We start from the raw sequence: 20143 nt of genomic DNA on the forward strand, positions 1-20143 counted from the left end.
GGGGGGGGCGCGCCCGGGGCGGGCCCCCGCCCCCCGGCACCCCTGCCCCCGCGGGCCCCCCCCCCCCCGGGCCCTGGGGCAGCGCCCCAGCAACGCCGCCACACCCGGCCAAGCCCCCCGCAGGGGAAGCCCCGGCCCACACCCGACGCCCAACCCAGCCCCGCCGGCGATTGAGGCGCGGGGCCTGGGGCAGAGCCCCAGCAACGGCGCCGCACCCGCCAAGCCCCCCGCAGGGGAAGCCGCGGCCCCGGCCCACACCGCAGCGCCACGGGCGAGGGTGCCGTCAGCCTCGCGCCATCAGGCGCGGCCGAAGAAGGGGGCCAGGGTCAGTTCCGCCGCGCCCTCCGCCACCCCGGTGGCGGCCAGGGCGACCGTGGGCGGGGGCTGGGTCAGGACGCGGGCCACGAGGACGGCGCGGACCCCGGCCACGAAGACCTCCGGGGCCGCCGCCACCACACGGCCGCCGAGGAAGACGCGTTCCACGTCCAGCAGCGCGACCAGGTTGGCCGCGCCCTCGCCGAGGATCCGCGCGGCCTCAGCCAGGTCCCCCCGGGCCACCGCCGCCAGGCACAGCACCTCGGCGCAGCCGCGCGCCCCACAGCGGCAGGGCGGGCCGTCCAACTGGAGCACCTGGTGGCCGAACTCGCCCGCCGCCGAGCGGGCACCCCGGTAGACCTCGCCGTTCAGGCACAGCCCGGCGCCGAGCCCGGTGCCGACGTGCAGGTAGACGGATGCCCCCGGCGCGGAGGCGGCGGAGCCGGGCGCCGGGTCAGGGCCGGGGCCCGACGGAGCTGTGGCAGAGCCGCCCGCCTTGGCAGAGCCGGAGCCCGGCGCGGGGCCGGATCCGGCGGCGGAGCCGGGCGTCGGGTCAGGGCCGGGGCCCGACGGAGCTGCGGCAGAGCCGCCCGCCTTGGCAGAGCCGGAGCCCGGTGCGGGGCCGGATCCGGCCGCGGAGCCGGGCGCCGGGTCGGAGCCGGGCGCCGGGTCGGAGCCGGGCGCCGGGTCGGAGCCGGGCGCCGGGTCGGAGCCGAGCGCGGAAGCGGATCCGGAGCCCGGCACGGAGCCGGGCGCCGAGCCGGAGCCCGCCGCGGAAGCGGATCCGGAGCCCGGCACGGAGACGGAGCCGGGCGCCGGGCCGGAGCCAGGGACGGGCGAGCCCGGCGCGGGGCCGGACGCGGCTGCGGCCGGGGCGGGGCCGGGGACCGGCGGCGGGCCCGGCGCGGTTGCAGGGGCGGCAGGGGGCGTGGCGCGCGGAACGGCGGCTGCGGCCGCGTTGGTGTCCTTGTCCAGGAGGACCGGCAGGCCCAGCCTCCCCTCCAGCACCTCCCGCAGCGGGAACCCCTCCCACCTCGGAAAGCCCGTCACCCGTCCCATCACCCCGGCCCGGTGGTCCAACGGCCCCGGCGCGGCCACGCCCACGCCCAGCAGCGGCGGCCCGGCGGGATCGCAGACGCGCAGGACCGCCCGTACGACCGCCTCCACCACCGCGTCCGGCCCCGCCCCGAAGTCCAGCGGGCCCGCGCTCTCGCTGACGACCGCGCCCGCGAGGTCCACCCGTACCGCCCGCAGCTCGTCGCGGTCCAGGTGCACGCCGACCGCGTGGCGGGCTCCGGGTACGAGCCGCAGCAGGGTGCGCGGTTTGCCGCCGGTGGACGCGGCCCGGCCCGCCTCGGCGACCAGCCCCTCCGCGCCCAGCCGCACCATGATCTTGCTGACGGCCTGCGGGGTGAGACCCGTACGGGCGGCGAGCTCGGCGCGGCCCAGCCCGGACGGTCCGGCGCCGCGCAGCAGATCCAGCAACAGCGCCTCGTTGTACCCGCGCAGCGCCGGCAGGTTCACCCCGCCGCGCGTCTCCCCGCTACCCCTGTTCACCTGCCCATTGTCCACCTTCCTTGCACTTTGACAACACTGTTGCCAAAGTGGTCGCCATGAACGTCACCGCCCCCGCCTCCCCGCTCCGCGTCGGCCTCATCGGCTACGGCCTCGCCGGTTCCGTCTTCCACGCCCCCCTCGTGGCCGCCACCGAAGGGCTCGTCCTCGACACGGTCGTCACCTCCGACCCCGCCCGGCAGGCGCAGGCCCGCGCCGAGTTCCCCGACGTCCGCATCGCCGCGTCCGCGGCCGAGCTGTGGGACCGCGCAGGGGATGCCGGCGGCAAGGAGGGCGCGCTCGACCTCGTCGTGATCGCCTCCCCCAACAAGACCCACGTCCCGCTCGCCACCACCGCCCTCACCGCCGGCATCCCCGTCGTCGTGGACAAGCCGCTCGCCGCGACCGCCGCCGAGGCGCGCGAGCTCTCCGCCCTCGCCGAGCGGACCGGCACCTTCCTGTCCGTCTTCCAGAACCGCCGCTGGGACAACGACTTCCTCACCCTGCGCCGCCTCCTGGCGGACGGCGAACTCGGCGAGGTCCAGCGCTTCGAGTCCCGCTTCGAGCGCTGGCGCCCGCAGCTCAAGGGCGGCTGGCGCGAATCGGGCGCCCCGGAGGAGATCGGTGGCCTGCTGTACGACCTCGGCAGCCACGTCGTGGACCAGGCGCTCGTGCTGTTCGGCCCCGCCGTACGGGTCTACGCGGAGACCGACACCCGCCGCCCCGGCGCCGAGACGGACGACGACACCTTCATCGCCGTCACCCACGCGAACGGCGTCCGCTCCCACCTCTACGTCAGCGCGACCACCGCCCAGCTGGGTCCGCGAATGCGCGTCCTCGGCTCCCGGGCCGGGTACGTGAAGTACGGGCTCGACCCGCAGGAGGGCGCCCTGCGCGAGGGGCTGCGGCCGCGCACGGACGTGCTGTGGGGCGAGGAGCCCCCGCACATGTGGGGCCGGCTGGGCTCCGGCGAGTCCCCGCTGACCGGCGGCGGGACCCCGGTGCCGACCGAACACGGCGACTACCCGGCGTACTACGCGGCGGTGGCCGCCGCCCTGCGCGAGGGCGGGCCCGCGCCCGTCACCGCGCTGGAGGCCGCGCACTGCCTCGACGTACTGGAGGCCGCCCGCAGGTCCTCCCGTGACGGGGTGGCCGTCGAGATCGGCTCCTGATCCCCGACCGCCGCACCGAAGCGGAACGGAATCGGAGACGGAAGCCGAAACGGAAGGAAGACGCCGAAACGGAAGGAAGGGGCGCGGCCGCCGATGGCAGCCCCGCCCCTTCCTTCCCTTGCCACGCGTGACGCATGACGCATGACGCGCGACTACGCGCTCTTGAACTCCTGGCGCTGACGGCCGAGGCCCTCGATCTCCAGCTCCACGACGTCACCGGCCCGCAGGTACGGCTTCGGCTCCGGCTGGCCCATGGCCACGCCGCCGGGCGTACCGGTGACGATGACGTCGCCCGGGTACAGGGTCATGAACTGGCTGAGGTAGCGCACGACCTCGCCGACCGGGAAGATCTGGTCCGCGGTGTTGCCGTCCTGCTTGAGCTCGCCGTTGACCCACAGCTTCACGTCCAGGACCTGCGGATCCGCCACCTCGTCGGCGGTCAGCAGCCAGGGGCCGATCGGGGTGAAGGTCTCGCAGTTCTTGCCCTTGTCCCAGGTGCCGCCGCGCTCGATCTGGAACTCGCGCTCCGAGACGTCGTTGACCAGCGCGTACCCGCCGACGTGCGCGAGGCCCTCCTCGGCGGAGGCCAGGTAGCGGGCGGTGCTGCCGATGACGACGCCGAGCTCGGCCTCCCAGTCGGTCTTCACGCTGCCGCGCGGGATCAGCACGGTGTCGTCGGGGCCGACCACGGTGTCCGCGGCCTTGAGGAAGAGGATCGGCTCGGCCGGGGGCTCGGCGCCGATCTCCTTGGCGTGCCCGAAGTAGTTCAGCCCGATGCCCACGATCTTGCCGATCCGGCCGACGGGCGCGCCGATGCGCAGCCCTTCCGCGTCCAGGGCCGGGAGCTCACCGGAGGCCGCCGCTTCCCGTACCCGGGACAGTGCGGAGTCGTCGGCGAGCAGGGCGCCGTCCACATCCGTGATCAGGCCGGACAGGTCCCGCAGGATCCCGTCCTGGTCGAGCAGCGCGGGGCGCTCCGACCCGACGGGTCCGACACGCAGCAGCTTCATGGGCATTCTCCCGTGGTCGTGGGTGGTCGGCCCATGGGCGAGCCCAGGGCCGGCCGATGGGTTGCGGCCATCGGAGGATTGGTTGATCCTCCAAGAAGTCCGCCCAATCCGCAAGACCCTGTTCACAGACTGGAACACGCCACTCCGTCCACTTCCCGCTCGCCCTGCTCCGTGCGATCCTTCCGCCCCTTCCGGTCCGTCCGCTCCTTGCGGTACTGGAGCCAGGCCCGCTCCGCCACCGACCAGGCGGTGGTGGTGAGCAGGTACAGCCCGGCGGCGAGCGGCACCACGGCGGCCGTGATCAGCGTCCCGAACGACAGCAGGGGCAGTACGCCGCCCAGCTTGCGCATGACCTCCTGCTGCTCGGCACTCAGCTCGGCCACCGCACCGGCCGGGTCCTTGGCCTTGGTCCCGGCATTGGCCTTGGTCGCGGCCTTGGCTTTGGTCCCGGCCTTGGCCTTGGTCGCGGCCTTGGCCTTGGTCCCGGCATTGACCTTGGCCTCGGCAGCCTCCGCCGCTGCGGCCTTGGCCGTACGCCGCCCCCGTACCGCGCTCCAGGCGGCGACCGCCGCGATGGCCGCGAACAGCCCGAGGAACACCAGCCCCTGCCCGCCGAAGAGGCCCCCATCTCCCAGCGCGTCCGTCCACCGGGCCCCCAGCGGCGCGGCGAACAGCCGCTCCCCGAGCAGCTCGTCGGCGGAGGTGAACGCCTGGTACATCACGAAGAACACCGGCAGCTGCAACAGCACCGGCAGGCACCCCGCCACCGGAGTCGTGCCCCGGAAGGCGGCACGGCTCAGCGGATGCAGGAGGAGCCGTACGAGAACGGTGAACAGCACGATCGCGGCAGCGGTCGCGGACTCGGCCAGTACCGGCTCAAGGAGCCGGCCCAACTCGACAACAAGATGGGTGAAAACGGACACGCGGGCCCTCCGAAGGGTCTCGTCGAACGTCGAAAGAACGCAATTTCGGCGTGACGACCCGCGAGGGGCGACAACAGGGAAAGGCGGAAGAAGTGGGCGCCCCTACGCGGCCGTCAGGACGAGACGGCCGGGCGCCCTGGGCCGCGACCGGCCCGAGGCATCAGGATCGCGCTGCGGCAGGAACGCCGTGCGCTGCTCGCGATCACGGATCGCGGTGCGTATGCGGTGCGGCGGCACGGGCCGTACCAGACGTGCGGCGGCGGCCAGTGCTTCGGCGCCCACGGCGACGGTGGCCGCGAGGGCGACCACGAGGGCCCCCAGCCCACCCTCCCCGGCGAACAGCGCGAGGACTCCCCCGAGCAGCACCAGCGACAGCAGCATGGCCAGCGCTCGCACCCGCGCGGTGCGGGTGGACACGAGAGCGGTCAGCTGGGCCATGCGTCGAATGGTAGCCCGGCCCACTGACAACGGGCAGGGAGTCAGGACTTGAGGGTTCCCCAGACCACCAGCCGGTACTTGGAGGTGTACTCGGGCGTGCACGTGGTGAGCGTGATGTACGCGCCGGGCTCGCTGTACCCGTGGTCCGGCTTCACCAGGCTCCGCGGCACGGGTGCGATCACCCCGGTGTCCCGCTCGCTGGTCTCGCTGAGGATCTGGCCCACCACGTAGACGTACCGGCGCCCCCGCACATCGACGATCAGCTCGTCCCCGGCGCGCAGGCGGTTGATGTAGCGGAAGGGCTCGCCGTGGGTGTTGCGGTGTCCGGCCAGCGCGAAGTTCCCCGCCGCCCCGGGCTGCGCCGTCCCCGGGTACTGACCGGCGTACCCCTTGTCGAGTACGGCCCGCTTGTCGATCCCCTGCGCGACGGGCACGGCGAGCCCCAGCCGCGGGATGCGCAGCACGGCGTACGCCTTCTCCGTGCCGGCCGGCGGCGGGGCGGGACGAGCGGACGGCCGCGGGCCCGTGGTCCCCGCGGGCGCCGGAGACGGCCCGGAGTCCACCGCCCCACCGGAATCGGACGGCACGGGCGGCGAAGGGAACGCAGAGGAGGAAGAGGAATCCGGCGATGGCTCATCGAGCCCCCCTCCCCGCCCCCCGCCCCATTCCCGCTCCAGGGCCTCGACCTGCTCCTGCGCGGCGGCGAAGGCCTGCCGGTTGGTCCACCACACCTGGTGGACGACCAGCAGCGCCACCACCACGCCCAGCGTGGTGATCACTTCGGCGCACACCCACAGCAAGCCCGCGAGGCCGGCCCGGCGCGCCCGCCGGCCGCCCCCCTGCACCACCACGGGTACGCGATCTCGCACGGCCCGCACCTTAAGTCCTCCCCCGCCAACTGACCAGCAGCAGTACGGTGTGAACCATGCGCCCCGACACGCCTGCCGAGCACATCGCCGAAGCCGAGCGCCTCATCCGCACGGCGACCCGCTACCCCGAGGACCAGGAGCCCTTGCTCCTCCAGGCCGCGGCCCACCTCGAGTTGGCCGACGCACGCGATCGGGCGAGCACCCTGTACGACCAACTCCTCTCCTCCTCCCCGGCCGACCCGCAGCTGATCAAGGCCCTGCAGGCGGCGAACCTCTGGGAGTACGGCCACGAGCCCGAGGCCCGCGCCCTGATCTCGGGCATCCGCGCCGCGGCCCCCAAGGACCCGGCGCCCTGGGAGGTCATCGCGGAAGCCCTGGAAGCCCACGACGAGTTGGAAGCCTCGCACGAGTGCTTCACCGAGGCCGCGACCCTCCTCATCACGGAGGACGCCCCCCTCACCCCGGCCACGACGGCCCTGCTCACGGGCCGCCACCGGGTCCGCCGCCTCCTCGGGCGCCCGCACGACGACTGGGACATGGTCGCCGACACCCGCCACATCGGCCCGATCCCCCTCGACGAACTCCACGACCCGAAGCGCATCTGGGCCCTGGGCTCCGACGACCCTGCGGAACTCCGCGCCGAGATCGCCCGCCTGCGCGCCGAACTGGGCGACCGCCGCGCGGCCCTCTCCCGCCCCTTCCCGGTGGCGATCCTGCACTGGCCCGCGCGCGAGCTGGCGGAGCTCCTCACCAGCTACCCCACCCTCGCCGCCGAGTACCCCACGCACGAGGCCCACCTGCTGGCCGTGGAGTCCTCCCTCCGCGCCCTCGCCGCCTCGGGCACGACCAACCTCGGCATCGTCACCGCGAGCGTCCCCTCCTACGAGGCCTTCGCCGCCTCGGAGAAGACCTCCCCGGCCTCCCCGTCCCTCCTGGCCGAATACGCCACCACCCTGGCCGCCCGCGGCAGAGCCACCCCCTGGCCCCCCACCCCCACGTCCCCCTGCTGGTGCACCTCAGGCAAGCCGTACAACGAGTGCCACGGGGCAACGTAGGCGGCCCAGGGTGTCAGGGGTCTGGGTGAGCGGGCGGGCCATCCGGGTGGTCATCCGGACGGCTGGTCCAAGTGGCGGATCAGGGCACGGAGGTCCGCGGCGTCCATACCCCAAGGGGTGAGGTCCTCCTCCGGGTCCGCCAGCTCCTGCACCAGCGGGTCATCCAGGATCTTGCCCATGAACTCCAGTTTGTGACCGAGCCGGTCGTGGACGATGCCGTCGATGGTGCCGCGTGCGAGAAGCACCGTGACGCGTGTTTGCGTATCCGCGGCCAGCCCCAGCCTGTGGATCCGGTCCAGGCTCTGCAAGAACCGGCCTGCTGCGAAGTCCCTGTCCACGTAGATCGCGTCGTGGCACACGTGATGGAGGCTGATGCCTTCACCCAGCGTCGCGGGATTGGACAGCAGGACCATGCAGTCAGGGTCTTCGCGGAACCTGCGGATCTCCTCGTCCCGGTCCAGCGTTCCGCCGTGCACCACGGCCGGCCTGTACCTGCCCAGTGCCCCCGCGAGGGTGGTCAGGTTCCTGACGAAGGTGGACCACACGAGGGTCTTCCGTCCGGCTCGGGCATTGTCGGAGACCGTCTGCAGAACGGCCTCGTACTTGGGTGAGCTCTCGTACCGGGGCAGGTCCCTCATGAGCTCCTTCAGAGGCAGACCATCCGCGGGACGCAGGGGGGGCACGTAGAACGGCAGCGGCTCGTAGCGGTCCGATCCCGTATCCAGCAGCGCCGGGTTCGTGCTGGCCATCATGAGGTACACGAGGACCTTGCCCAGTCTGGTGAACTCCTCCTGCTCTCTGGCGGCCAGCCCGGTGAGCTGGTTGCGCAGCGCCGAGTACAGCTTGCGGTGCGCTGCTGGAAGCTCTACGTACTTCACCCGGACGTCAACGGGCGGCAGACCCAGCTCGTTCTTCGTCGTGCGTGTGAAGAGCGGCCGCAGGACCCTGCTCGCGTGGGCGAGGTCTCCGCCGGCCACGGCCCTGTCCACTGCGCTCCTCCCGTGACCTGGCCACACGAAGGACAGCAGGCTCTCCAGGTCCTTGGCGCCGTTCGGCGCTGGCGTGCCTGTCAGGATCAGCCGGTGGCTGGCCAGCGGACCCAGCGCCATACAGGTGGCTCCGTACGTTCCCCGGACTCCGAGCTTCATCCGGTGGGCCTCATCCAGCACCATCATGGTGCGCCCCGTGCTGAGCCAGTCCGCGAGCTCCGTCTGGTAGCGGCTCAGCCTCTCGTAGTTGACGAGCAGTATCTCCGCGTCGTTGTCGGGCGAGCGTTTGAAGACACGCACCGCCGGAGGCTCGGAAAAGCACAGAGCTGCCTCGTCGCGCCACGCCTCGTACGCCGACTTGGGGCTGACGACGAGCATGCGCCGCACCGATCCGGACTCCCGCAGAGCCGCGTACACGGCCAGAGCCGTACGGGTCTTGCCGGCGCCGGGCACGCTGAAGTTTGCCCCGTGCGTGAGCGACAGCAGCTTCGCGATGTCCCGCGTCTGGAAGTCCGTGACGGGCGCTATCCAGGCACTTCCCAACAGCCCGGGGACGGCGGAGACGGCAACCGTTCCCGTGACGTCCTGGCCCCGGCTGCCAGCCGTGAGGCGCGCCTCGACCGCTTGGGCATCCCGGACGGATGCCTCGGCGAGCTCTTTGAGGTCCGGTGCGAAGGACACACCGGACGGATCGTGCCAGTGACTGAGAAGGGTGAGACGGGACAGGAAGTCCTCGAGGTCCACCTCCGCAGCGAGGCTTCCCCGCTGACTGCCGCTGTTGAACCGGGCGACCAGCCTGACCAGATGGCCTTGACCCCCTGGAAGGGCCCTGAAAACAACCTTCGTCCTGGTCTCGTCGAAACCCAGCCGGAGCGAGGGTACCCCCGTGTCGAGCACGCTCAGCCCTCGCTCGCCTTGATCAGCCAGTTGACGCCGTGCCCGGGCTTGGCCACCCCACGGCTGGCCTGGCGCGCCAGCTTCGTCAGGCTGCCCTTCAACCGCAGCAGCGCGCTGTCGAAGCTGTCCTCGTCCAGGCTGTCCTTGCCCAGAGCCTGCACGAGGTCGTCGACACTCTGGTCGATCGCGGCGCGGGCGTCGTCCAGCCTCTCCGCGGTGGTCTGCCGTACACGCTTGAGCCGGTCATCGCGCTCCGCCTCATCGAGCGCACGGCGCATCCCCCGGCGTGCCTCTACCACCGCCCTCTGCGCGGCTTCCCGCATCTCGACGGAGAGATGACGGGCCGATTCTGAGGCCCTGGACTGCAGTACCTGGTTCGTCACCGCACGGGCCTGCCTGACGGGATCCGAATCGGCGGGAACCGAAACGCCGAGACCGGGGATCGCCACAGCTGCCGGCGCCTCGTCAGGGCTTGCGATCAGGAGGCCCGGAAGGTTGCCTGCCAGGTAGTCCGACTGGAATTCCGCATCGATGAGGCGCGTCTTCGTCTTTGCGAAGTCGAGGAGGATGGCAACGATCCTGTTTTCCTTGACCTGCTCGGCGCGCTCCTGGCTGGCAGCCGCCACCCTCATGTAGGTGCGGTGCAGCTCCTTGAGGTTCTCCTGGTGCCCTTCGAAGTCGGACAGCGCCAGCTGAGCCCCCTCGGGGGTGTGGCTGCGGTCGATCATGTCCCTGATCACGCTCAGGATCCAGCGTTCCTGCTTGAAGGTCTTGAGCTGGACGTGGAAGGCGCGCGCGATGTCCGCTGCATCACGGCCCATCAGCTCCTGCTCCTCCATGGCGATCAGGCGGTTGATGTAGGAGTAGTCGCGGCGCTCGTCGGGCCGCAGCTGCAGGGCCAGTTCGACCGCGTTGATGTCTTCCCAGGTGAAAGACGGAGGCAGCACGCCGACGCGGATCGACGGACGCTTCAGCTGCCGGAGCGCGGCTGCGCGGGTGTTGCCGTTGACCAGGATCCCCTCATGCGTGATCAGCCCCGGTTCCTGCTGGTCGACGGACTTGAGGCTTTCCGTCAGGGCTTCGAAGTCGGGATCGATCTCGTCCGGGTTGGCCGGCTTGCCCACGAGCAGGCGGTGCAGGTACTCCTGGCTCTCCGGGCACCACGGGTCTTCCTCCAGGACGCGTGCGACATCCGGGTCATGTCCCCGCTGCGCCCTGATCCGGTGCGTCGCCGGGTTGTAGTAGAGGGAGCGGAGGGGCACGTCGATCACGCCCACGTGAAGCGGCCGGCCGTTCCAGTCGACGGTTACGGTCTCCCGGACGCCGTCGACATCCGCTTGTTCCTTGAGCCGGCGTGCGACGAACTCTGCGTTCTCCGCGGCGTCCGGAGGAAGATTGAGGTTCAGCATCTACAGATCTCCTTGACTCGGGCGTCCGCCCGTCTTTCTGTCGGCCATCCCGCAGGCACTTGCTACGGCCGCCGCTCAAGTGCCTGGCGAACCGCCTCGCGCGACTCCGCCGGCAGGCTCCGGTACTCCCCCCACAGCCGCTCCAGCAGGCTGAAGTCCCTGCGGTCCTCAGTCACCCACTGAGCAAGGTGCTCCCGTTCCACCTGGCTCATCTGCTCCAGGCGGCCGAGTACGCCGGCGACATCGGTCTGCCGGCCGCGGCCCCCGATCCGGCACCGGCGGCACTCGGTCACCAGCTCGACGGCCATACCGCGGGGATGGATGACCTCCCTGCGCGCAAGGTCCAGCTGAGCGGTTTCTACGCCGCCGTCGTACGCCTCGCCGGCCGCGATCCCGCACACACGGCACAGGTGATCGTCACGGTCGAGGATCTCACGCCGCTGTGGGGCCGACACCACAGCAGCCGGCTTCACCCTCGACTGCCCGGGCTTCCAGACTTCCGCCCCCATCTCCACGAAACGGTGCTCGCTCGGAGTGAGCGTGATGTCCTCCCTGTTGGTGGCAATGCGCCAGCCCCGGTCCCGGAGATCGCGCATACGGCGGTCGATCTGCGACGTCTCCGGGAACGCCTCCCGCAGCTGGGTCTTCGTGAAGACCTCCCCCACTCCGACCTCGGTGACCAGCCAGAGCGCACAACGGACCATCGTCGAGAACTGCCCACTACGCCACGACGGAATATCCACAATGGTCACGATTCATCCCCTAATAGCGTTCACCGACTGGTCGTTCCCAGCCCCGCACTCAGCAGCAGAGCTCCCATTCTGGCGGGCAGCCCACCATGCGGATCAAGCCCATTCGGATGTTTGCGCCGTAACGCAAACAGGTTCACGGCGACGCATCGTATGAAACGCAAACACGTCCCCCCAGAGGACGCGCTTACCGCAAACACCTAGCCGCAAATTGCGGGGAAATGCCGCTTGGCCCCCAGCCGGTGATCACGAAAGACTGATCCTCCGTCAATCTCTAGGCCAAGGAGGATCCATGGCCCTTGCAGGGCAGGTCGGCAGCGCCTATTGGCCCGACTGCAGTCCGGCACGGGAGGAATACGTCACGAGCTTCCGTAACCTCATATCCACCATGCCCATGACCAAGCAGGGGGCGCGGGCCAAGCACCTCGGCATCCCTCTGAGCTCCCTGTCCAACTACTGGACGGGGCGCCGCGTGCCGTCTGCAGCAACGCTCCACACGATCTACGGTGCGGTGCTCCGTATCCGCAGCGCCAGAGGTGTCCCGGTCCGGCTGGAGCACCTCGAACGGCTGCGGAAGTCCGCGGCGCAGCGGAAGGCCAACCTCGTTTCGTCACCGCAGAGCAGCGACATCTGCGCGGCGGAACGGTTCTCCCGCATCACGTCCACCCCGTCGAGCCCGTCCGGCACGGTTCTGGCGCAGAGACCGGCACACGACCGGCGCAGCAGCGGAAACGGAAAGGTCGGGGAAACCATCGGCGCCTTGCTCGCGGCCCAGTCCGCTGGTGACCGCCGAGGTGTCATCGGCATCGCCTGGTCGGCGAGCAAGGCGCTCACCGACGAGGAACTCTGCACCGCGGCCGCCGACCTGTACGCCAGCGAACACTCCGCGCTCGGGGAAGCACTCCTGCTCGGTGGTCGCGAGCGCGGACACGAAGACACCATGCGGCTGGCGATCACTCTGATCCGCGCCGACCTCACCGGCCAGGCCGAACTCGTCCTGCGCGCCGCCCTGCCCCAGGGAGGGAACTGACAGCCGCAGCCAGCGGGACCAGCCTGCGCACCATCACCTCTGCCGGTAATCCGGCGACGCGGAGCAACGACGGCTCGCCGTTCCGCCCCTCTTTCCTGCCCGGGTGCCGGACAGGAAGCCCTGTGCCTACACCTTCCTCATCACTTTCACTGGAGTTGACCGTTCCATGCTGAACATCTCGATGTCGGTGCTGTTTCTCACGATCGCCATCGCCGTGGTGCTCGCTCTGATCGTCGCCGGAGCTGCCGTCGCGCTGGCGCGGTGGGACAACCGGTCGGCCGCGGGGGCGATCATCATGGGATCCGTTGCGTTCGCCGGGACCCTGACCCTGGCGATCCTGCTGCTCGGCCTGGTGCTCGGAGCTGGCACCTGATACCCGTGGGCGGACCGAGCACGCGGCCTGTCCGCCGGTAAACTCGCTGTCATCCAGCGGTCGGCTGTTTGAGACGGCCCCTCGCCAGACAGGTGGTCTCGTTGCTGTCGCCCGATGTCTCCGCCGCCCTAGCCATCCAGGACCAGGCACTGCCCCAGGAAGACCCCGAACTGGCCCTGGTCCACGCACAGCTGCGCCGGCTGGACCCCGCAGGCCAGCGGTTCGCCACCGTGCTGAGGGACACGATCGACCAGCTGCTGCACGGTGAAGTCACCGGCCGGTACGACTGGAAGTCCTTGTTCAAGACGGAGAAGACCCACGCCGGCACGGTCGTCGAGATCAACCTCCAGCGCGAGTTCGCGTTCGAGGACGGCATCGACATGGACTACCGGATCGCCGGCGCGGAGGTCGACTGCAAGTACTCACAGCAGTTCGGTGGCTGGATGATCCCCCCGGAAGCCGTGGGGCACCTGTGCTTGCTCGTCTGGGCCGACGATTACCAGAGCCGCTGGAGCGCCGGCCTGCTCCGGATCGCTCCCGGATTGCTCAACGGAGGAAGCAACCGGGACATGAAGCTGACCATCAAGGCGGAACACCGCACGAGAATCGTCTGGCTCTGGCGCGATGCGGAGCTTCCCGAGAACACCTTGCTCCACATGGACGCCGCTGACCGCGAGGCGGTGTTCGCCCAGAAGTCCGGTCAAGCCAAGCTCAATGAGCTGTTCCGGCGTGCTCAGCGCCGACGGATCGGACGGAACGTCGTGCGCACCGTAGCGCAGCAGAAGGACTACATGAAACGAGTCCGCGGAAATGGAGGTGCCAGGTCCTCGCTCCGCCGTGAGGGAATCATCATCATGGGCGACTATCGGGCACATCAGGAAATCGCCCGGCAGCTCGCCCTGCCGGTGCCGCAGGAGGGCGATTTCGTCAGCGCTCGTGTCGTCCGCAGCGTGCCGGGAGACAGCAGGCCATGCGCCGTGATCGACGGACACTCCTGGACCCTGGCTGAGAGCGGTGACCCTGTGATCACGGCGCCGCTCCTTCCCGCGCACACGGCATCCACCGCGGCGGAGGGCTGAGAGATGAGCGATCCCTGGGAGCCGCCCGAAGGGTCATGGGCTTCATCAGCGGCGCGGCGCCGGAACATGCAGGCGATCCGAAGCCGCGATACCAAGCCGGAACGGCTCATTCGAAGCATGCTGCACGCTCGGGGGCTGCGCTACCGGGTAGCAGTGCGGCCCGTCAAGAACCTTCGCCGGACCGCCGACATCGTCTTCGGGCCGGCGAAGGTGGCCGTGTTCATCGACGGCTGCTACTGGCACGGCTGCCCCGAGCACTATGTCCCTCCGAAGACGAACCCTGGCTACTGGTCCGGGAAGGTCGCCGGGAATATGGCCCGCGACAGGGACACCAACCAGCGCCTGCGGGAAGCCGGCTGGACGGTGCTCAGGTTCTGGGAACACGAAGCCGCTGCCGACTGCGCGGTCCGGATCGCGGCCGAGGTGGAAAAGCGCCGTGCCCGCGGAACCGGTGCGGGCACGGCCTGACTACGACTGCCCGCGGTCTCGCTCGCGAGCAGCCTTGAGGACCTCGATGATCGACTTGCCGACCGCCGCGGCCACGGGCGGCGGGAAGGCATTGCCCACCTGCCGGTACTGCGCGGTCTTGCCGCCAGTGAACTGCCAGCCCCGTGGAAAGCCCTGAATGATCGCCGCTTGCTCGACCGTGAGCATCGGCCCGTCGGGCCCGAAAAGATCCCTGCCCTGGGATTCCTTCTTCTCGCAGGTGGCGATGTCATTGGCAACGCCGAGTCCGGAGACGCCGAGCTGCCTCCAGGACGCCTTGGCCCGGCTCGGGCCGAGGTCAGCCCCTCCGTGCTTCTTGGAGCCGCCGACGAGCGTGGGCGCAATACCGCCCCCCTTGCCCTTCAGCTCGGCGTCACGGTCCTTGGCCTTCCCTAGCCACGTCTCGTACTTGTTGCGAGCGAGTTCCCCGTAGGCACCGTCGTAGTAGCGCTCGTACCGCTCGCGCATGGTCTCCTCAAGCGCAGCTGCCACGCTCACCGGGTCCTCGTGCGTGGGCGACGGCCACTCGTACTTCAGATCCTTGAGCACGTCATCGCGGATTGCGACCAGAATCGCGCGCGGACGCAGCTGCGGTACCCCGAAGTCACTCGCCTCCAGCACACCCCACTTGCACACCGTGTAGCCAAGGCCTCTGTCATGGGCCTCGCGTCCGTCTTCTTCGCGGTAGTTGCCGCCCTGCAGCTTGGCCAGGATCCAGTCGCGGTAGTCGGAGAACTTCGGATCCATGATCCCGCGCACGTTCTCGATCATCACCGCGCGGGGCTTCAGCTGCTCGACAAGGTCCAGCATCCGCGGGAAGAGATCACGGTCATCATCCTTGCCGAGCTGCTTGCCGGCATGTGAGAACGGCGGGCAGGGAACTCCGCCGGCCAGAAGGTCGAGGCCATCCCGCCGCAGCAGCTCGCCGCTCTTGTCCAGGTCTCTGGCGGGTTCGAAGAGCTTGACGTCCGTCGGGGGGAGGAGATCGCAGTGCTCCTTCTCCCAGCTCCACTCAGGCTGCGCGTCGATGTTCGCCCGCAGGGTCGCCACCGCATGCGTGTCGATCTCTACGAGCGCTAGGTGCCTGAAACCGGCCTGATGCAGTCCAATGGCCTGACCGCCGGCTCCAGCACAGATCTCAATCGAGGTGAAATCAGCCTCAGTGCTGGTCATGCACCCTCCTTCGAACACGTACCCCGCTGGTGCCCTGTGCCACCAGCTATCACAGAGGGTGACAGACCCCACTGACAACGACCTCAACCAGTGTGAGGCATCGCCTGGACCACTCCGGACACTCCCCACCCCGGGCATCAGCCGGCGTTCGGGAAGAGGGTGAGTTGTTGGTGGCCGCGGGCTGTGGCTGTGGGTGGGGTGGGGCGGGGGGTGGTGAGGGTGAGGAGGGTGCGGAGGGCTGAGAGGACTTCCGTCGGGGTGTCGCGGATCATCGACGGGGTCGCGCTGACGACCAGGATGCCGTAGGACTCCAGGCGCAGGCGGCGGCGGAGGGTGGCGTGCCAGGAGTCGCGCGTGTAGTGGTACTCCGCCGAGTCGATCTCCAGGGCCACGCCCTCGTCGGGCCAGTAGGCGTCCGGGCTGGCCAGGAAGGTGCCGTCCGGGGTGTAGAGGCGGGCGTTCCACAGCGGGGCGGGGAGGTCGCTCGCCGTCAGGGTGTCGCGGGCGCGGGCCTCGGCGAGGGAGCGGGTGCCGGCGATGAGTTCCGCCGCGGCCGCGCGGATCGCGGGGCGGGCCAGGAGGCGGGAGGCGCGGAGCTCGGCGTGCAGGTCGTGCGGGTGGCACCAGCCGGCCTGGACGACGTGGGCGAGGACCGAGCGGATCCGGTCGGGGTGTTCGGTGCGGGCGGCGAAGTCGGCCGCGGCCCGGACCGGGCGGGTGCTCGGGACGCCGGACACCGTGATGGTGCGGGGCCAGCGGGAGGTCGGGAGCGGGCGGACCTCCGTGGTGCCGGTGAGCCGGCGCGGGGCGCGGACCAGGACGTCGGCCGGGGTGTCCGGGGCCTCGCGGACGCCGAGGAGGGCGAGGGCGGCGCCGCCGGTGAGGGCGGCCGTATCGCCGGACAGGGGGTCGGAGGCGGGTTCGGCGGCGTACAGGACGGCGGCGAGGGCGCGTTGGCGGTGGTCCGGGGGCCCGGTCTGCAGGAGGTAGACCCGGGGCAGTAAGCGCTGCCAGGGGCCGCCCGGGCGGGTGCGGGAGGTGATCGTGCCGTCGGGGACGCCGGAGGTGACGAGCTGGTGGCGGGTGGCCAGGTTGAGCTGCCGGCGGGCGGCCCTGGTCTGCTGCTGCGTGGTGATCATGCGGCGGGTATGCCCCGCCGCGGGGCGGCCCTACCGCGGGCTGCACGGAACCCCAGGGAGTGTCCGCGAAGTAGCGCCGGGCGCCCGGGGGCCGCCTCGGCGGGTCCGGTGCCCTGCATCGCAAGGCCGAGGCGGGAGCCGGTGCGAAGCACCGGTGACCGGCAGGAACATGGCGAGGCCCGAGGCCCGAGGCTCGGCGCCCGGCCGGCGGCCCCGGCGGGGTCCCGTGCACTGCATCGCAAGGCCGAGGCGGGAGCCGATGCGAAGCACCGGTGACCGGCAGGAACATGGCGAGGCCCGGTGCCGGGCGCCCGCGGGCCCAGCCCGATCGGCAGGACGCCCCCTAGCGGTTCGGGTGGTCCGGGGAGAGGAAGACGATCACGCCGGTCTCGGTGCCGGGGCGGGCGGGGACCTCGTGCCAGCCCAGGCGGCGGTAAGTGGCCACGGTGTCGGTGGCCAGCCGGGAGGTCAGCAGCCAGGCCCGACGGTCCGGGGCGTCGGCGGTGATCTCCGTGAGCAGGTCCCGGCCGGTGCCGCGCCCGCGCGCGTAGGGCCGTACGGCGAGCTCGTCTATCTCCAGGGCGCCGGTCAGGAGTTCCCGCACGCGTTCCGGGCCGAGCTGCGCCGCGACCTGCGCGTACGCGCGGTTCTTGGGGAAGGTCGCCGGCGTGATCCAGCCCGTGGCGAAGCCGTCGATGCCGGTCGCGGACTGGGCCAGCGCGGTACGGAAGCCACGGCGCCGGGCGTCGACCGGGAGGCGGGCCGCGAACTGGCGAATGGTTTCTTCGTCCTCGTTCCACGGCGGGGCGGAGAAGACGTCGGCGTAGGCGTCGACCAGTTCGTCCGCGAGGTCGAGGACGGCCTGTCCGTAGCAGATCACGATGTCCTGGCTCCTGATGTCGGGTGGGGATTTTCCCCTTTGGGTGGGGAGATTGAATTTATGCCCCTCGGGTTCCACGAGCACACAACGCACGGATCCGGAGAGTGTGCGACAAATCCCCTCCCTGCCCTCCGTGTCGGGAATCCCGGCGGCCGCGTTGAACAGCCGTGGACAGACTGCTTCGCGCGGCCGGCTGGTGCGCGCTCGCCTTCCTTCTCGTCCTGGGCGTCGTGGCGCTGCTGCCGCGCGCCGTGCAGGACGCGGTGCCGGATGCCGTGATCGGCGGGGCCGTGCTCGTGCTGGGAGCGCTGGGCGCCCGCCGGGTGGCGAGGCGTCCGCGTTAGCCTCGTAGGACCGGTAACAGGACTAGATGAACCAGGGAGTTCAACATGGCGCGAGTACCCAGTTCCGTGGTGGCGGCGGCCGGACTGCTCGGCGGATACGCCGTCGCCCGGTGGACCGGGAAGCGGCCGCTGGGCGGCATCGTCCTCGGCGCCGCCGGCATCGCCGCCGGCCGCGAATGGCACCGGCGGGGCGGGGTGCCCGCGGCGGCCGGGCTCGGGACGCTGTACCTCGCCGGGTTCGCCGGCGCGCACCCGCTGGCCAAGAAGGTCGGCGCGTGGCCGGCCGTCATCGGCGCGGCGGGGGTCGTCGCCGCGACGTCCTGGGCCGTGTCCGACCGCGGCTGACACCGCCTGGGGGTGCCGGGGCCGCCGCCCCGGCTACGCCCCGAACGCGCGGGACACCGTATAGATCAGCAGGCCCGCCAGGGCGCCGACCACCGTGCCGTTGATCCGGATGAACTGCAGGTCACGGCCGATGTGGGCCTCGATCTTCCGGGACGTGTGCTCGGCGTCCCAGCCCGCCACCGTGTCCGTGATCAGCGAGGTGATCTCGGTCCGGTACGTGGTGACGACGTACACCACCGCGCCCTCGATCCAGCCCTCCACCTTGTTCTGGAGACGGCCGTCGGTGGCCAGGCGCGCGCCGAGCGAGATCAGCGAGGCACGTACCCGCAGGCGCAGCTCGCTCTGCTCGTCCTCCGCCGCCGAGATGATCATCGAGCGGATGGCCGTCCATGCGGAGGCGATCACGTCCTGCACCTCGCCCCGCACCAGCAGCTCGGACTTGAGCCGCTCCACGCGGGCCCGGGTCTCGGTGTCCGACTGGAGGTCGGCCGCGAAGTCCCTGAGGAATCGGTCCACCGCCCCGCGCGCCGGATGCTCCGGCATGTCCCGCATCTCCGTGACGAAACGGAGCAGCTCCTTGTACACGCGGTCGCCGACCTTGCGGTCCACGAACCGCGGGGTCCAGCCGGGCGCCCCGCCCTGGACCGCGTCCATCACCGAGTCCCCGTGCGTGACCAGCCAGTCCTGCGCCTTTGCGCATACGAGGTCCACGGCCCGGTGGTGGCCGCCGTCGGCGACGACCCGCTCCAGGGTCTTGCCGATGGCGGGCGCGATCTCGGCGGTCTCGGCGCGCCGGGTGACGGCCTCGCCCACGATCGCCTGCACGTCGGAATCGCGCAGTACGGTCAGCGCGCCGCGCAGCGCGGTCGCCAGCTCGGCGGTGACCCGGTCCGCGTGCGCCGGCTCGGCCAGCCAGGCCCCGAGGCGGCCGCCGATGCCGAGGGCGTGGAGGCGGGCCCTGACGACGTCGGAGGAGAGGAAGTTCTCGCCGACGAACTCGCCGAGGGAGATGCCGAGCTGGTCCTTCTTGGTCGGGATGATCGCGGTGTGCGGGATGGGCAGGCCGAGCGGCCGCCGGAAGAGGGCGGTGACGGCGAACCAGTCCGCCAGCGCACCGACCATGCCGGCTTCGGCGGCGGCCGCGACGTAGCCGGCCCAGGGGCCGGCGCCGGCGTTCTGTGCCCACTTGGCCAGGACGTACACCAGCGCGACCAGGACCAGCAGGCCGGTCGCGGTGGCCTTCATCCGGCGGACGCCGCGGCGGCGCTCCTCGTCGGCGGCGCTGAAGACGAAGGCTCCGCGGGTGGGTGGCGGTGGTGGTGCGGGTGCGGGTGCCGGTGGTGGGGCCGGTGGCGGGGGCGGTGGGGCGGTGCCTCTGCCTCCGGCTGTGGTGCGGTTGTCCACGTGCTCCTGCCTTCCCCCGGGGGGCCGGTTTTGTCTGCATAGCATCCGACTCCCGGGAGGCGCGTGGAGTTCCCGCCACGCCAGGTCGCTCCCGCGAGGGTGTACGTGACGTCTGCCCTGCGGGCGGCTCGGCAGTCTGGTTCGGCTGCGGCTGGGCTGGTTCGGCTGCGCCTGGGCTGGTTCGGCTGCGCCTGGGCTGGTTCGGCTGCGCCTGGGCCCCCTGGGGCTCCGCCCCAGACCCCGCGCCTCAAACGCCGGCGGGGCTGGATTTGGCTCCGGCGAAGCCTGGTCGGCTGCGCCGGGCCCCGCCCTGTGCGGTTCGGCTGCGCCCGGGCCTGGTCGGTGGGTCGGTCCGCGGTGCCCCTCCGGGGTGTCTCCTCGGCTCGCGCACTGAGCCCGACCCGACGCCATCAGGCCAGGTTGCGCGCTCGTCCTGCGGGGACACCCCTGCGCGGCACCACTCCCCTCCACCACGAGTCCCAACGGGCGCAAGGCCTCGCTTCCGAAGCC

The 20143-nt window shown here is 71.3% G+C and carries 20 protein-coding genes; 8 read left to right on the forward strand and 12 right to left on the reverse strand.

Features of this window, described 5'->3' with window-relative positions; genetic code table 11:
• Positions 1-297: 297 nt before the first annotated feature.
• Positions 298-1872 (reverse strand): ROK family protein, encoded by a 1575-nt coding sequence (locus AB0D94_RS05255; RefSeq protein WP_362045708.1) that lies wholly within the window; start codon positions 1870-1872, stop codon positions 298-300.
• Between the two features lie 56 nt (positions 1873-1928).
• Between AB0D94_RS05255 and AB0D94_RS05260 the strand changes: the two genes are divergently transcribed.
• A complete protein-coding gene (locus tag AB0D94_RS05260; RefSeq protein ID WP_362045711.1) occupies positions 1929-3041 on the forward strand; it encodes a Gfo/Idh/MocA family oxidoreductase in 1113 nt (370 codons plus the stop codon).
• Between the two features lie 152 nt (positions 3042-3193).
• Here the strand turns inward: AB0D94_RS05260 and AB0D94_RS05265 are convergent, their stop codons facing one another.
• From AB0D94_RS05265 to AB0D94_RS05280, 4 genes are all read right to left on the reverse strand, one after another.
• Positions 3194-4051, reverse strand: a complete 858-nt coding sequence (locus AB0D94_RS05265) for a fumarylacetoacetate hydrolase family protein (protein ID WP_362045714.1) — start codon at positions 4049-4051, stop codon at positions 3194-3196.
• A 122-nt stretch (positions 4052-4173) separates the two neighbouring features.
• The gene (locus AB0D94_RS05270; protein ID WP_362045717.1) at positions 4174-4974 is read right to left on the reverse strand and encodes a YidC/Oxa1 family membrane protein insertase; all 801 of its coding nucleotides are present in this window, start codon (positions 4972-4974) and stop codon (positions 4174-4176) included.
• Positions 4975-5076: 102 nt separating this feature from the next.
• Complete coding sequence (locus tag AB0D94_RS05275; RefSeq protein ID WP_362045822.1) at positions 5077-5355, reverse strand: DUF6412 domain-containing protein; 279 nt, start codon at positions 5353-5355, stop codon at positions 5077-5079.
• Positions 5356-5453: 98 nt separating this feature from the next.
• Entirely contained in the window at positions 5454-6290 is an 837-nt protein-coding gene (locus tag AB0D94_RS05280; RefSeq protein ID WP_362045720.1) for a class E sortase, read from the reverse strand.
• A gap of 47 nt (positions 6291-6337) precedes the next feature.
• Here AB0D94_RS05280 and AB0D94_RS05285 point away from each other — a divergent pair, with 47 nt between their 5' ends.
• Positions 6338-7336, forward strand: coding sequence for an SEC-C metal-binding domain-containing protein (locus AB0D94_RS05285; protein ID WP_362045723.1), 999 nt, complete (start codon positions 6338-6340; stop codon positions 7334-7336).
• A gap of 50 nt (positions 7337-7386) precedes the next feature.
• Here AB0D94_RS05285 and AB0D94_RS05290 read toward each other — a convergent pair whose 3' ends face one another.
• The 3 genes from AB0D94_RS05290 to AB0D94_RS05300 all read right to left on the reverse strand — a co-directional run bounded on the left by AB0D94_RS05290 (position 7387) and on the right by AB0D94_RS05300 (position 11383).
• Positions 7387-9222, reverse strand: a complete 1836-nt coding sequence (locus AB0D94_RS05290; RefSeq protein WP_362045726.1) for a DEAD/DEAH box helicase — start codon at positions 9220-9222, stop codon at positions 7387-7389.
• A 2-nt stretch (positions 9223-9224) separates the two neighbouring features.
• On the reverse strand, positions 9225-10631 hold the full coding sequence (locus AB0D94_RS05295; protein ID WP_362045729.1) for a transcriptional regulator: 1407 nt from the start codon (positions 10629-10631) through the stop codon (positions 9225-9227).
• Between the two features lie 62 nt (positions 10632-10693).
• Positions 10694-11383 carry a hypothetical protein gene (locus AB0D94_RS05300; RefSeq protein WP_362045732.1) on the reverse strand — a complete coding sequence of 230 codons (690 nt, stop codon included), beginning with the start codon at positions 11381-11383 and terminating at the stop codon, positions 10694-10696.
• A 385-nt stretch (positions 11384-11768) separates the two neighbouring features.
• On the opposite strand from AB0D94_RS05300, the gene AB0D94_RS05305 reads away from it, so the two are divergent.
• The 4 genes from AB0D94_RS05305 to AB0D94_RS05320 all read left to right on the forward strand — a co-directional run bounded on the left by AB0D94_RS05305 (position 11769) and on the right by AB0D94_RS05320 (position 14330).
• Positions 11769-12410, forward strand: a complete 642-nt coding sequence (locus AB0D94_RS05305) for a hypothetical protein (RefSeq protein WP_362045735.1) — start codon at positions 11769-11771, stop codon at positions 12408-12410.
• Between the two features lie 166 nt (positions 12411-12576).
• Complete coding sequence (locus AB0D94_RS05310) at positions 12577-12783, forward strand: hypothetical protein (protein ID WP_362045738.1); 207 nt, start codon at positions 12577-12579, stop codon at positions 12781-12783.
• Positions 12784-12884: 101 nt separating this feature from the next.
• Complete coding sequence (locus AB0D94_RS05315) at positions 12885-13862, forward strand: NaeI family type II restriction endonuclease (RefSeq protein WP_362045741.1); 978 nt, start codon at positions 12885-12887, stop codon at positions 13860-13862.
• Between the two features lie 3 nt (positions 13863-13865).
• Positions 13866-14330 (forward strand): very short patch repair endonuclease, encoded by a 465-nt coding sequence (locus tag AB0D94_RS05320; protein ID WP_362045744.1) that lies wholly within the window; start codon positions 13866-13868, stop codon positions 14328-14330.
• Here the strand turns inward: AB0D94_RS05320 and dcm are convergent, their stop codons facing one another.
• The 3 genes from dcm to AB0D94_RS05335 all read right to left on the reverse strand — a co-directional run bounded on the left by dcm (position 14331) and on the right by AB0D94_RS05335 (position 17540).
• On the reverse strand, positions 14331-15521 hold the full coding sequence (gene dcm / locus AB0D94_RS05325; RefSeq protein ID WP_362045747.1) for a DNA (cytosine-5-)-methyltransferase: 1191 nt from the start codon (positions 15519-15521) through the stop codon (positions 14331-14333).
• 137 nt (positions 15522-15658) lie between these two features.
• Positions 15659-16660 (reverse strand): hypothetical protein, encoded by a 1002-nt coding sequence (locus AB0D94_RS05330; RefSeq protein WP_362045750.1) that lies wholly within the window; start codon positions 16658-16660, stop codon positions 15659-15661.
• Between the two features lie 343 nt (positions 16661-17003).
• Complete coding sequence (locus tag AB0D94_RS05335; protein WP_362045753.1) at positions 17004-17540, reverse strand: GNAT family N-acetyltransferase; 537 nt, start codon at positions 17538-17540, stop codon at positions 17004-17006.
• A gap of 167 nt (positions 17541-17707) precedes the next feature.
• On the opposite strand from AB0D94_RS05335, the gene AB0D94_RS05340 reads away from it, so the two are divergent.
• Together AB0D94_RS05340 and AB0D94_RS05345 are read left to right on the forward strand one after the other, a co-directional pair.
• Positions 17708-17884, forward strand: a complete 177-nt coding sequence (locus AB0D94_RS05340; RefSeq protein WP_362045756.1) for a hypothetical protein — start codon at positions 17708-17710, stop codon at positions 17882-17884.
• A gap of 45 nt (positions 17885-17929) precedes the next feature.
• Positions 17930-18229 (forward strand): hypothetical protein, encoded by a 300-nt coding sequence (locus AB0D94_RS05345; protein ID WP_362045759.1) that lies wholly within the window; start codon positions 17930-17932, stop codon positions 18227-18229.
• 33 nt (positions 18230-18262) lie between these two features.
• On the opposite strand, the gene AB0D94_RS05350 is transcribed toward AB0D94_RS05345, so the two are convergent.
• Positions 18263-19678, reverse strand: a complete 1416-nt coding sequence (locus AB0D94_RS05350) for a DUF445 domain-containing protein (protein WP_362045762.1) — start codon at positions 19676-19678, stop codon at positions 18263-18265.
• Between the last annotated feature and the right edge of the window lie 465 nt (positions 19679-20143).

The organism is Streptomyces sp. NPDC048255, assembly GCF_040652415.1.
Classification (GTDB): Bacteria; Actinomycetota; Actinomycetes; order Streptomycetales; family Streptomycetaceae; genus Streptomyces.

Coding starts and splice junctions, on each gene's coding strand:
- AB0D94_RS05275 (WP_362045822.1), bottom strand. CDS start 5,355: ATGCTGCTGTCGCTGGTGCTGCTCGGGGGAGTCCTCGCGCTGTTCGCC.
- AB0D94_RS05320 (WP_362045744.1), top strand. CDS start 13,866: ATGAGCGATCCCTGGGAGCCGCCCGAAGGGTCATGGGCTTCATCAGCG.
- dcm (WP_362045747.1), bottom strand. CDS start 15,521: ATGACCAGCACTGAGGCTGATTTCACCTCGATTGAGATCTGTGCTGGA.
- AB0D94_RS05285 (WP_362045723.1), top strand. CDS start 6,338: ATGCGCCCCGACACGCCTGCCGAGCACATCGCCGAAGCCGAGCGCCTC.
- AB0D94_RS05265 (WP_362045714.1), bottom strand. CDS start 4,051: ATGAAGCTGCTGCGTGTCGGACCCGTCGGGTCGGAGCGCCCCGCGCTG.
- AB0D94_RS05330 (WP_362045750.1), bottom strand. CDS start 16,660: ATGATCACCACGCAGCAGCAGACCAGGGCCGCCCGCCGGCAGCTCAAC.
- AB0D94_RS05310 (WP_362045738.1), top strand. CDS start 12,577: ATGCTGAACATCTCGATGTCGGTGCTGTTTCTCACGATCGCCATCGCC.
- AB0D94_RS05260 (WP_362045711.1), top strand. CDS start 1,929: ATGAACGTCACCGCCCCCGCCTCCCCGCTCCGCGTCGGCCTCATCGGC.
- AB0D94_RS05295 (WP_362045729.1), bottom strand. CDS start 10,631: ATGCTGAACCTCAATCTTCCTCCGGACGCCGCGGAGAACGCAGAGTTC.
- AB0D94_RS05345 (WP_362045759.1), top strand. CDS start 17,930: ATGGCGCGAGTACCCAGTTCCGTGGTGGCGGCGGCCGGACTGCTCGGC.
- AB0D94_RS05350 (WP_362045762.1), bottom strand. CDS start 19,678: ATGCTATGCAGACAAAACCGGCCCCCCGGGGGAAGGCAGGAGCACGTG.
- AB0D94_RS05305 (WP_362045735.1), top strand. CDS start 11,769: ATGCCCATGACCAAGCAGGGGGCGCGGGCCAAGCACCTCGGCATCCCT.